Source organism: Bartonella sp. TT121SHDZB, assembly GCF_042193415.1.
Taxonomy (GTDB): domain Bacteria; phylum Pseudomonadota; class Alphaproteobacteria; order Rhizobiales; family Rhizobiaceae; genus Bartonella.
In genome coordinates this window covers 121,572-134,162 of sequence record NZ_JBHILR010000007.1, presented here as the reverse complement: position 1 = coordinate 134,162, position 12,591 = coordinate 121,572, and the positions used below count along the sequence as shown (strand labels likewise).

Sequence of the window (12,591 nt, the reverse complement as noted above, 5' to 3'; positions counted from 1 at the left end):
AGTTCCTATAAATTATGAGGTTTATGAAAGCGATAACCTTGTCAAGATTGTTGAGGAAACAGAATAAAAATAGACATGGGGGTGCCTTCTTGATGGCTATAAACGCATTATAAGATAATGCTTAATACACATATCATAAAAGAGAGCATTCATAAAAGAAAGCCGTGCCAATGATATGACGCGGCTTTCAAACGTCTATCCTTATGAATCATTCCAAATGCAATAATGAAACGCATATATCCAAAACGTATCATATTGCAAGCGCTCTATTCAAGATATGAAAACTTATCAAAAGGAATGTAAATGGTGCGTATGATCTTTAATCACTCATTTGAATGAGAGAGCCTATAAACGCTTTTTGTTGCTCTCAAACGTATTAATCATAACGTCTTTATCTTAAAGAGGTTCATATAAAACAAAGCCCATGATCAAAATACTTCTTTTAAAACGTTCCAATATACTGACCTTAAAATTGAGTTGAGTAAATTCAAATAACACATTGTCTAAAATCAAACCTATCAAACAAATCAAAACGCTTGGTAACTTTATCAAAACCCGTTTTTTATATTTGCAAACGTTGGTTTTCAAAACAATCTCTCATAAGACAATAAACAACTTCTTTTATCAAATGCAAGGCTTTAAAAACTATTATAAATATTAGTTTCAAACGTTTAAACGTTCATTTAGAGAGGTTCTCATAAGCGTATTTTAACAAAACTTCTTTGCGAATTAATGGCTCTATATTTGGCTAGCAAAATTAACCACTCAATTATAGGAGCGTTATCTTTAAAATAGAGCATTCTTTAATATTGTAGCTTTTGTCTAAAAATTAAGTAAAATCTCATGCCTTATGATATTATAATGGTTTTGAAGTTTGTTTGCTTATCTTTGTCTTAATAACTGCCCCCCAATTTGAGGAGAGCTCTTTTGGTTTCGTATTTTTAAACTATAACTTTTAAAACGTTTCTTAGTATCTAGTCTAAAGTAGATAGTAATTCTACTGCCATGGCATTGTTCGCTTCCATTTTTTTGTGGAAGCAAATACAGTTGCGTTTTTAAAGTTAGCATAGCTGTTGTGATGATATTATCTGGATAATGCCTGCCTATCTTTTACTAACTTTTTAGTAAGCGTTTTAAAATCGATCTTGTCTTTAAATCCTTTTATGCAATCTTTATAAATTAAATCTATAAGCTTATAAAAGTTTTAAATGATTACCTTCTTATAGGATACTATAACAACTTTAGATTTTGCGCTCCCCAATTTTGAGGACTGCAAATCTTGTGTTTTTATCATACGATTAACAATCCAATCATTAAAACAAGATGTGATCTTTAAACGTATGTTATCGATAATTCCAAACAACTAAATTTTTAAACAATGCGATTTTGAGTGATAAAAACGTATCATAAAATTTATGAACTGTTATGAATGATAGCTGCTTTTCATTTCATTTGAATGCACCCATGCGTTATAATATTTACATCATGATTTGCTTTTTATGGTCTATTCATACATGGCAATCTTATATAAAAAACGGTCAAATGAATCATACATAAAAAGATGGATTCTTAAGTGGATTCATATAAAATAATTACAAACAAACTATTGACTTTATTGTATTTTTTGTATAATGTGAATTCTGACAAAGGAACCCAAGTGATTGGCGAATACCGCGGAGGGATAAAACAAGGTCAATCCCGCCTCTTTGTGCTCTGGACAAGAGCAAAAACCCCAACCGGTGTCATCATCGACCTTGCCTCACCCGTAACAGACAGTTTAGGAAGAGCTGGTTTTGATGGCAACATCAACACCCATTGGTGGGAGCGCTTTGGCTCTTCCCTTTTGTTGACCGTTATTGATGGTGCCACAACAGTTTTAACAAATAAAATAGTAGGCAATTCCAATAAAGAAGGTTCAAACAACTCTGGAGGCGGCGGTTTTGAAGGCGCAAGCAACACTGGAAAAGAGGCCGCCAGTATTGCTCTTGAAAATCAAATCAATATCCCTCCTACCTTAGAAAAATTTCAAGGCGAACTGATCAACATTTTCGTAGCAAAAGATCTCGATTTTTCCTCTGTCTATAAACTAGTCGTAAAGAGCAAAAGAAACCGCTCTACTCCCGGCTATTCCTTTTTTCATTAAGCCAATAAAGTCACATTATGCCATCAGCAAAAACATGCAGAACGCGTCTCCATCGTTTTAACAAAATTAAAGATCTTAGATGACTTCCTCAATAATGACAATTTATTTGAAATTGTTGTCAATCGCTCTGGCGAAGTAATCGTTGAAGGTCCAGATGGTTGGCAACCCCACATCTTAAAAGAGCTAACCTACAGCGAACTAGAAGAGATTGCAAAAGTTGTTGCTGCCTACACAACACAAAAAATCAGTGTAGAAAACCCCGTTCTTTCCGCAACACTGCCAAACAACGAACGCATACAAATTGTTATGCCTCCAGCAGTTGCAGCCAATACCATCAGCATGACCATTCGTAAACCTTCATCACGCACTTTTTCTCTTGAAAGTTTACATGAAAACAATCTGTTTTCTGTCGCCCAAAACATCAGTTTCACCCCCACGCAACAAATGACAGAACGGTTATCCGAACTCTCTGATACAGACAAAGAGCTAACAGATCTCTTTATCGCCAAAGACTTTTGTACCTTTTTAGAAAGAGCCGTTATTACACAACAAAATATCTTAATATCGGGCAAAACCGGTTCCAGGAAAACAACCCTCTCCAAAGCTTTGATTGCAAAAATCCCTGACTATGAACGCATTCTCACCATTGAAGACACACCAGAACTTGTCGTTCCGCACGCCAACAAAGTGCAGCTCTTTTATTCAAAAGATAACCAAGGCTTAGCAAAAGCAGGTGCAAAAGAACTGCTTGAATCTGGATTGCGCATGCGCCCCGACAGAATCCTTCCACAAGAGCTGCGTGATGGTACAGCCTTTTACTATATCCGTAATGTCAATTCTGCTCACCCCAGCTCCATTACCACCGTCCACGCCTCAACAGCACTTGCAGCCTTTGAACAAATGACCCTTTTAGTCAAAGAAAGTGACGGTGGTGGTAATTTAGCACGCGATGACATCCGCGGCTTATTAATCTCGATGATAGATGTCATCATCCAATGCAAACGCCTCGAAGGAAAATTTCGTGTAACAGAAATCTATTACGATCCTTTCAAACGCCGTGATGCCTTTTAAAAAACACAAAGTCAAGTAAATAAACATAAAAAAAGCGAAGCTGAAAAGCAACTAAACTATAAGAAAAGGGATCTCTCACAACATTACATCTACGCCAGAAATTTACCATCACTGGTTACAAAAACTGAAAACGTAGCACAATCTAAAGACTGTGCACCTTGTATAACAAGGTGCACTTCATCTATCAAGAGTATCTCCCTACATCTATCACTTCTGCTTCAAAGTGCATTCTAGCCTTGCTTCACCGTTATACAGCCCTGGAAGATCTACGCAACGATGTTTAAATCCAAGATCTGCAGCAAAACCATAATGCCTGTCACGAATTTGAAATCTGTCATCGTAATATGAAGAGTTATTCTTTTTCATAGGAATCACAATTCTCGCAAGGAGATCTATCGCCTGTTGTCCAAAACCTTCTATTGCTGCATAATTTTCGTGTTTTGCAATGTGATCTACAATTCTGTCCTTATGCGCCGAGCTACCAGCATGAGCAGTTAGCACTGAAGAAGAGAAGCTAAACAAAGCTGCAGCTAAAATAACATATCTCATAGGATAAATCTCCTTATAAAAAATAAATATAAACCGTTTCTGCTATCAAATAAAGCAGAACCACTCTTTGTGTTATATACGTTATGTATTACACGAACTCATTTTATGCACATTTTGGTTATAATTGTCAAATTTATGTTATAATTATCTCGTTTTATTAACATACTTTATTTTTTCCTTATCTAAACCCCATTTTTCATTGTTAGTTTGGAAGGTACAGTATGCCGTTTAACTAGTTATGTATAGTCAATCTGATCACGTCATCATTCCAATGAAGGAACAGCAGCAAGATGCTTTGTCCGCCATTGCAATTATTTCTTACACCGTAAAAATTCGTCCTTTAGGCAAAGAAAAGGTCAGTACTTTTAAAAATAACGGGAATTCTCCCTTTTTCACAGGGATCTCTTAAAGCTGTATTCAATAACTCCAGCAGGAGCTCACCTTATTTCTCTAATGAAAGCAATTTTTCGCATATTTTTAAATCATTATTGTTTTAACCTCTCTATTAGAGGTAAAAAAATGAAAATGCATGCTGCAAAATTCCTCTTGCAAAGTGCATTTCCATAAACCAAAGCGTTATTACTTACCTACTCATGAACATAAATCTTGGCTTTTATATATGCCTTTGCATTGAATAAAATTCAGAAATCCTTTACAAAAAAGAATAAAAGCAGTTTCCAATATTCTGGAAGGGGGTATATTAAAGCATTGAGTAGTGGGACTAAAAAAGCGAAATTTCTCGAAAATACTTATCATCTATGGGTGTTCTTCCATACCCTTATGGGACTTTATAACAACAGTTTTCAAACTTGGCATCGTTGTTGCACACACTACAAACACAGCTGGTTATAAGAGATTAAGGTCCTGACGAATAAGTGCAGACAGATATTCTGAATTACCAAAATGTGCTTTAATTGACGCACGTGTCATTTCTTGTCGCTCAATACCCTTCCAGTTGATATGATAACCAGCTTCACGAGCAAGTTGCACCATAAATTCGCGCTGAGTGCGCCCATTCCCCTCTCTAAACGGATGCAACGCATTCAACTCACCCATGTAATATCCAGCCTTTGGCTAAAGTCATAAGCGCCAAGACCACGCAGATACTGTTCTTTTGCAAGCTTTTGTGTAATCTTCAGTGCATAACTTTCAATCTGATTATAAACAGTAAACATACTATTGCCTTTGGCAATATCCACTAAACGAATTTGTCCCGCCCATTCATATATGTCGCCAAACAGTCTTCTATGAATCTCTTTCATGTAATCCAGATCAAACTTACCACGCATAGGAGTATGTACAAATTCGAAAGATCTCACATAAGAAATCGTAGATTTTACACGCTGCAGTGTGGCTTTGTCTTTAATACCAAGCCGATTATACATCACACCAGTTTCAGGATCAGTATAAGGATCACCGCTCCCCTTATACTTCTCCACGTCTTACGCGCTCCATATAATCTTTGATGACATCACTTGTTTCAAGCTCTCCAATAATAACGCGCTCCATTTGCGCAACAACCAGCGGATCTGGTTCTAATCCCTCTAAACGTTGGCTTGCCAATGCATTTTCAGCATAAAAGCGACTCAGCTTAAGTTTCTCTTCACTCAACATATTAAAACGCTCATTTGCTTACATTTATTATAGCCAAACAGACTATAGAAATAAGATTTTATTCCTTGTCTTACCCGCGTCACACCTTTTGACCTTGTACGCTCATACACATGATTTGCTCTTGTACATGTCTCTGTTGCAAAAACTTAACCGCCGTTTGAAACTCTTTTACGCAATCTTTATCATGAGACTGTTCTTTAGGAGATGCTTTTGATAAATCAAAAATCCATATTTATGAAGTGCATCCCAAAACAACATTAAAGACAAAACCACGAAACGACATCGCTTTCACCAATATAAATCGCCGAACCCTTTTTTATGTAATTCTTAATCCTTCCTTATATGAAAGGTATAAAGGATAAACTTCGGCCATCACACCCCCCCCTTCACCAACGGCTGTTTTTCTTGAATAACCATTTCGACTGCCTGCTCTCACCAGCCCTTTCTCCTGTACAACTCAAGAATTTTCACCTCTCTCTCAAGATCTCCCCTTCTCTAGAACACACCAATCCCCAAGCTTTAGCCTTCTCTTTTTCCCCTCAACCACCATAGGAACCCTCCCCTTTATTTCAAAAGGTCACCCGCTTGAGATCTACCAAATTCTAGAAACATTCCCTTTATTGCAACAAATAATTCCCGCAGCAAACATCTTTTATTTCTCAAAAGATTAGCTGATTGCTTGCCCCTTACAGCATTCAAGATTCCTCAAGCGCATCCCCCGCGCGTACATCATGATGCATAATAACATCCTTCAACTCTGTCACGACCGCATCCAACACTTCTCGTGCATCGCCTTCAGCCATAAGGCGGATAACCGGCTCAGTCCCAGAAGCACGAATGACGAGGCGTGCCTCTTTTCCCAATCGCTTCTCTGCTTGATCAATAGCCGTTTTGACGGGATTTTTTTTCAAAACATTTTTATTTTTAACCGTTACATTTTTTAAAATTTGCGGTACAGGTTCAAACCGTTTACACAATTGGCTCATAGGGCTTTGGCTTTCCTTCATACAGGCTAAAATCTGCAAGGCAGCCACCAAGCCATCACCCGTTGTGCCAAAATCACTAAGCACGATATGCCCAGAGGCCTCACCACCAACATTATATCCCTTTTGGCGCATGGCATCGACAACATAACGATCTCCAACTTTTGTCCTTACAAGGTGCAACCCTTTGCCGTTCAAGAAACGCTCCAGCCCAAGATTTGACATAATTGTTGTGACAACACCATTGCACCGTAACCGTCCCATTTTATGCCAATTTTCAGCAATCACAGCAATTAATTGATCTCCATCAACTGTTTGTGCTTTTTCATCAACAATGAGAACCCGATCTCCATCTCCATCAAGCGCAATCCCCACATCAGCACGCACTTCATGCACTTTTCGTTTTAAAGAGCTTAAATCGGTTGACCCACATTTTTGATTAATATTGGTCCCATTGGGTTCATCATGAATAGCAAAAACCTCAGCCCCCAATTCCCATAAAGCACGGGGAGCCGCTTTATAAGCCGCCCCATTGGCACAATCCACAACAATACGCAAAGCATCCAAGCGAACATCACGCGGCAAAGTTCGTTTGGCATATTCAATATAACGATAAATATCCCCCTCAACCCGTTTTGCATAACCAATTTCGGCAGAACTTGCTAAAGATTTTGAAAGATCTGTATCGATTAATTGTTCAATTTTCGCTTCCATATCATCTGAAAGCTTAAAACCATCAGGACCAAAAAGTTTAATTCCATTATCATAGAACGGATTATGAGAAGCAGAAATCATCACCCCAAGATCCGCTCGCAAAGAGCGGCAAAGCATTGCAACAGCAGGGGTTGGCACTGGACCCAATAAAAAAGCTTCCATCCCCGCAGCAGTCAATCCTGAAACCAAAGCGTTTTCCAACATATAGCCCGATAATCGTGTATCCTTTCCAATCACCACACGACGTGATTGATGTTGTGAGCGGAATAAAACTCCTACCGCCATCCCTACTTTCATGGCAAAATCGGGTGTCATTGGAAATGAATTGGCCCTCCCCCGAATTCCATCTGTACCAAAATATTTTTGCACCATGCATCTTTCCTTTAATATCTACTTTTTCCCTTGGCTTTTTTAACTCCCTAACAGCCCCCTTGGTACAATAGTCCCCCCGCTCTCCGTATAAAATCAGATCATTGATTAAACCTTCATGCATTTAGACAATCAAGCCCCCTATTCACCATCTACACATCTAAATCACTCTCAAGCAATTATGTTTACACCCTCACACATAAAAGCAATATTATCTCCTCAAAATGCTCTACACATCCCTTTAACACAACCAACGGATAATCTCACACACTTGCTAAATCCGTAAAGAAACCCAGCACCAAACCTCATACCCTACAAAATCAGCAAGGAAATCTATCGCCTAACCTTACAACTTCTACCACATTAGAAAAGCAACAGTCCACCTCGCCTTGTAGCATGCTAAAGCCCTCATCATACAACGGTTTTGCTTAATTTTTTGCTTCCATATTTTTGCAAATATTACAAGAAAGGCGCAAACTAAACCTGCGCCTTTCTCAAAAAATTTAGAAGTTTTCCTAAAACATCGTCACTCAAGCGATATTAAACAGTTCTTATTTTTCTTTATCATCTCCCGCAGTATTGGACTTCTTTTTAGCATTACTTCTAGAGCGATTGACTGATTTTGTGGTAGCTTTTGTGCTTTGCGCTTTTTTCTCAGTCTCATCCGATTGCACTTCTTTAGACTGAGTCTCCTTAGGCTCAACATTACCGGATTTTGCTGTTTTTTTCCCAACAGTTGCCTCTGCTTTACCTGCCTCGCCTTTATCTGTCTCTGCTTTATGAAGCACTGTTTTAGGGACTGCTTCAGCATTTTGTTCATCAACCACTGTTGTCTCTGCTCTGAGCGTTCCAGTTTTTGGAACAGAGGACCCCCGTGGTGGTGCATTCTCATCTTTCTGTGTGCGTGAAGGAGGCTTTCCTGCAATGACTTCGTTAATTTCAGCTCCCGTTAAAGTCTCATATTCCAACAAACCTTGTGCCAAAGCAAACCATTCTTTTCTTTTTGTTTTCAAAATATTTGTCGCATTTTTATAGGCATCATCAATAAGCTTACGCACTTCCATATCAATCATGCGCGCTGTTTCTTCAGAGACATTTTGTGTTCGCGCAACAGAATGACCTAAAAAGACTTCATCTTGGTTATCCCCATAAGCAACATTTCCAAGCAGATCAGAAAATCCCCATCGTGTAATCATTGCGCGCGCTAATTTGGTTGCTTGTTCAATATCAGAAGAAGCACCAGATGTGATATTTTCCTTTCCAAATTTCAATTCTTCAGCCACGCGTCCACCCATCATAATGGCCAGACGGGAAATCATCCAACGATAACTCATGGAATAGCGATCACCTTCAGGCAATTGCATCACCATTCCCAACGCCCTTCCCCTTGGGACGATTGTTGCTTTGTGAACAGGATCAGCAACTGGCACATTAAGAGCCACAATAGCATGTCCTGCTTCGTGATAAGCAGTGAGCTCTTTTTCTTCTTGTGTCATAGCAGTTGAACGACGTTCAGCGCCCATCATCACCTTATCTTTGGCATCTTCAAATTCTTGCATGGTGACAACTCTTTTATTACGGCTCGCAGCCATAAGAGCAGCTTCATTGACCAGATTCATCAGATCTGCACCAGAAAATCCTGGTGTTCCTCTTGCCAAAATTTTCAGATCAACGTTGGGGGCTAAAGGCACATTGCGCACATGCACTTTCAAGATTTGTTCACGCCCAGAAACATCAGGGTTCGGCACAACAACTTGCCGGTCAAAACGCCCTGGTCTCAATAAAGCAGGATCAAGCACATCGGGACGGTTTGTTGCAGCAATAAGAATAATACTTTCATTAGGCTCAAATCCATCCATTTCGACAAGCAACTGATTTAAGGTTTGCTCACGTTCATCGTTTCCACCGCCTAGTCCAGCACCCCGATGGCGTCCAACAGCATCGATTTCATCAATAAAGATAATACAAGGCGCATTCTTTTTAGCCTGTTCGAACATATCACGCACACGGCTTGCCCCAACACCTACAAACATTTCCACAAAATCAGAGCCTGAAATGGTAAAGAATGGCACATTGGCTTCACCGGCCACAGAGCGTGCCAACAAAGTTTTACCGGTTCCTGGAGGACCAACAAGCAAAACACCACGTGGAATACGCCCTCCTAAACGTTGAAATTTTTGTGGTTCGCGTAAAAATTCAACAATTTCTTGAAGATCTTGCTTTGCTTCTTCAACACCAGCAACATCTTTAAAAGTAACACGTCCTTGCGCTTCATTAAGCAATCTTGCTTTTGACTTCCCAAATCCCATTGCACCACGCGATCCATTTTGCATTTGCCGCATAAAAAAGACCCACGCCCCCACGATAATAATAACAGGCAACAAGGAAAAGAGGAGATTGAGGAAAATACTATTTCCAGAGCTTTCAGGAATAGCTTTAACATTGACGTTTTTGCTTTCCAATTTTTGTATCAAACCTGGATCTCGTGGAGCATAGGTTGAAATAGTTCTATGTTCAATGGTTTGTCCTGTTAATTTTTGACCCTGAATGGTCACAGATTTCAACTCATTATTCTCAACTTTTTGCAAAAATTCAGAATAGGAGACTTCTCCACCACCAGAACGTTGACTATCTCCATTAAAGAAAGAAAACGACACAATCAAAATCAAAGCAATAACTCCCCAAATGAGGAGAGAGCGGTAATTGGAATTCATATTCAGCCCACTTAATCAAATCTAGATTTCAAACAGTTCCTTTTAACATATAACCTTGTCAGCCCCTTGCCAAGAGATGAGAAGCTGTTTATTTTCTTTTAGAGTAATTTTTCCTTTATCTTTTCACCTCAATATTAAAAAAAGGTTCCACAACATTCACCAGCGCAGCATCTTCGCGAGAGGAAAGCCAATCGAAAGGCGCCATAATCCGCTTGATGATAACATTTTTATAAACAACCGCTTGAGAAATCAACTCTGGAATATCATGCCCTTTATCGTTTGAGATCATCAGCAGCGATTGTAAAGAGGGAAAATGAGGCTTTTCAAACTCAAAGTCGCTATTTTTTAATAAAAATTTCAGCTGTTCTAAATTTGCTGCTCCAACCTTTATAGCCTCAGATCCATGATTTGTAATCTGATAGCGCCCATCCCATATAAAAGTTTTGTCAGGCTCAACGATAGCCTCTTTCATATTTCGCCCTTCGCGCCACAAAGCAATTCCATTTTTGTTATATTCAATAACAGAGCCCGCATAAGTAAAACGCTGCTTTTCTGAAGAATGGAGACAGAGTTTTTGAACAAGCATGCTTAATTTTTGATTGGGGAGCAAATAAAATCCCCCTCCCATCAGCACCGCAAAGAGCCCCACCACGAAAGGAAAACTGGAATGTTTCTGTAAAAATAGCGCAGGTTTTGCTATGAAACAACGCCCATGTTGGACTGTAATATCCAGCGCTAAGATCAAATCAGCAATATTTTTGGCTTGTTGACGACGCTGCAATGCGGCTTCATTTATTTTTTGAGCAATATAAGCCAATTTTTGCGGAGAAAGAGATTGACGCACGCGCACACGTTCAAAATTGCGATCTTCATTGGTTGGATCATCAATCCATGTTTGTCCTTGTAAGCGTAAATAATTCCGTAATGTTTGGCGTTTTACACCAAGGAGTGGACGAATCAAACGCACTTTTCTATGCAACAATGCCTCACGCGGAATACAGGATAAACCGCGCTCATAAAGGGGACTATAGTTTTTTTGAGCAATATTTTTTCTCGTTTCTCTAGCATAAACCTCATCACGCATGGCAACAGCTTCACTATACAAAGCACCTCTATTCTTTTGGAGACGTTGATACCGCATTTGATAGGTTTCAACCTGATCATTGAGTGTATGCCCCGTCATAATAAGTGATGCACCTTGTTTTTGTGCTTCTTTAACCAAGAGATCATAGCGTGCAACACGAGCACTGGAAGCAATATGCGTCTTTGGCTTTTCGCCTTCCCACCGTACAATAATATGTTTAATGTGATGGGCACGACAAATTTCCGCAACAGTTTCTGCTTCACGCATCGATTCTTTACGCAATTGATGATCAACCGTGACAACAATCATTTCTGGAGGAAATGCGAGAGTCTCCAAATACTCTTTGACCAAAAACATCAAAGCCAAAGAATCACTTCCCCCTGAGACGGCAAGAATCAACTTCTGACATTGAATAAAATCCGATGTTTTAAAGAGATTTCTTGCCAGTCTAACGCACACCGAAAACGACCTCGCTGTTTATTTTGCAGGTTTACAAAAAATAGACTCTAATGTTCTTTGACGTTTTGATTTTTTTGCAAAAAGAGCACAATCCTCTTCATTCTCCTCAAGAGCGACCATACTTCTTGCTAATTTTAGCAAAATCTCGGAGGTATAGAGCTTCTTTTCATCTGCATACCATGCCCTAAGATAAACTTGTGCTGCTTCATGATAGCGCTTTTGTCCCAATAAAGATTCTGCCAACCAAAACAAAGCATCATCACTTAAAGGATCTTTTTTGTAACGGTTTTGAAAAGTGCAAAAGGTTTTTTCAGCTTCAACATAGTTGGCAGAACGAATAAAATCATAACCCTCTTTATACAAAGTTTTGGAAGAAGAAAGAGTACCATCTATACTCTGTTGTGCTTCAATTGGAGCACTTACATCATACGCTTTGTTAAAAGGTTGACTGTTTTCATGGTCATGGCTCTCCACCTTAGCTTCCACAGCAGCAACCTTTGTCTGATCACCTGTACTATGGTCCTGCTCCATCTCTTCTTTTACAGTCTGAACTTGTTCATCCACAGCGGCATTTTCAAAGGGACAAGAATAAACAGAAGAGTCTTGTTTATCAAAAAGCCGATGAAACTGCTTGTTAACATTTTTCAAATTATTATGTTCAAGCACTGCTCGTATCTCATGCAAAAGCTTATCTAAATCATAATCTTTAAATAAAGCCTGTTGATTCTCTAAAATAATCCCTTGGTGCTCCATAACATCCGAAGCTTTTTCCGCCGCATCAGATGCCTCATCAGTAGCTTCAGGTGCCTCCTTCACAGCATCAATAGCCTTATCAACAGCGTCAGTGGCTTTTTCCAACACATCAGATGCTGCTTTATCGGCTGCTTCCGG

Annotated in this window: 9 protein-coding genes and 2 pseudogenes; 3 read left to right on the top strand and 8 right to left on the bottom strand. The window is 39.2% G+C overall.

The genetic code is table 11. The features are described from left to right. Positions 1–1,642: 1,642 nt before the first annotated feature. Together ACFIKI_RS05985 and virB11 are read left to right on the top strand one after the other, a co-directional pair. Positions 1,643–2,143, top strand: a pseudogene (locus ACFIKI_RS05985) (TrbI/VirB10 family protein); the annotation flags it as partial. 51 nt (positions 2,144–2,194) lie between these two features. Then, positions 2,195–3,214: a P-type DNA transfer ATPase VirB11 gene (gene virB11, locus ACFIKI_RS05980; RefSeq protein ID WP_375666310.1), complete on the top strand. Its 1,020-nt coding sequence runs from the start codon at positions 2,195–2,197 to the stop codon at positions 3,212–3,214. A 207-nt stretch (positions 3,215–3,421) separates the two neighbouring features. Here virB11 and ACFIKI_RS05975 read toward each other — a convergent pair whose 3' ends face one another. Further along, entirely contained in the window at positions 3,422–3,763 is a 342-nt protein-coding gene (locus ACFIKI_RS05975) for a hypothetical protein (RefSeq protein WP_375666298.1), read from the bottom strand. A 238-nt stretch (positions 3,764–4,001) separates the two neighbouring features. On the opposite strand from ACFIKI_RS05975, the gene ACFIKI_RS05970 reads away from it, so the two are divergent. Further along, positions 4,002–4,172 (top strand): hypothetical protein, encoded by a 171-nt coding sequence (locus tag ACFIKI_RS05970; RefSeq protein WP_375666297.1) that lies wholly within the window; start codon positions 4,002–4,004, stop codon positions 4,170–4,172. A gap of 437 nt (positions 4,173–4,609) precedes the next feature. Here the strand turns inward: ACFIKI_RS05970 and ACFIKI_RS05965 are convergent, their stop codons facing one another. From ACFIKI_RS05965 to ACFIKI_RS05935, 7 genes and pseudogenes are all read right to left on the bottom strand, one after another. Beyond that, the gene (locus tag ACFIKI_RS05965; RefSeq protein WP_375666296.1) at positions 4,610–4,819 is read right to left on the bottom strand and encodes a Fic family protein; all 210 of its coding nucleotides are present in this window, start codon (positions 4,817–4,819) and stop codon (positions 4,610–4,612) included. Continuing rightward, positions 4,807–5,202, bottom strand: coding sequence for a Fic/DOC family protein (locus ACFIKI_RS05960; protein ID WP_375666294.1), 396 nt, complete (start codon positions 5,200–5,202; stop codon positions 4,807–4,809). Before ACFIKI_RS05960 ends, ACFIKI_RS05965 begins: the two co-directional genes overlap by 13 nt. After that, entirely contained in the window at positions 5,189–5,377 is a 189-nt protein-coding gene (locus ACFIKI_RS05955) for an antitoxin VbhA family protein (protein ID WP_375666293.1), read from the bottom strand. The genes ACFIKI_RS05960 and ACFIKI_RS05955 overlap by 14 nt, the downstream gene beginning before the upstream one ends. Positions 5,378–6,072: 695 nt before the next feature. Continuing rightward, on the bottom strand, positions 6,073–7,446 hold the full coding sequence (glmM, locus tag ACFIKI_RS05950) for a phosphoglucosamine mutase (protein WP_375666291.1): 1,374 nt from the start codon (positions 7,444–7,446) through the stop codon (positions 6,073–6,075). Positions 7,447–7,994: 548 nt separating this feature from the next. Further along, on the bottom strand, positions 7,995–10,157 hold the full coding sequence (ftsH, locus tag ACFIKI_RS05945) for an ATP-dependent zinc metalloprotease FtsH (protein ID WP_375666290.1): 2,163 nt from the start codon (positions 10,155–10,157) through the stop codon (positions 7,995–7,997). A gap of 115 nt (positions 10,158–10,272) precedes the next feature. Continuing rightward, entirely contained in the window at positions 10,273–11,700 is a 1,428-nt protein-coding gene (gene tilS, locus ACFIKI_RS05940) for a tRNA lysidine(34) synthetase TilS (RefSeq protein WP_375666288.1), read from the bottom strand. Positions 11,701–11,718: 18 nt separating this feature from the next. Beyond that, positions 11,719–12,591: pseudogene (locus ACFIKI_RS05935) on the bottom strand (tol-pal system protein); the annotation flags it as partial.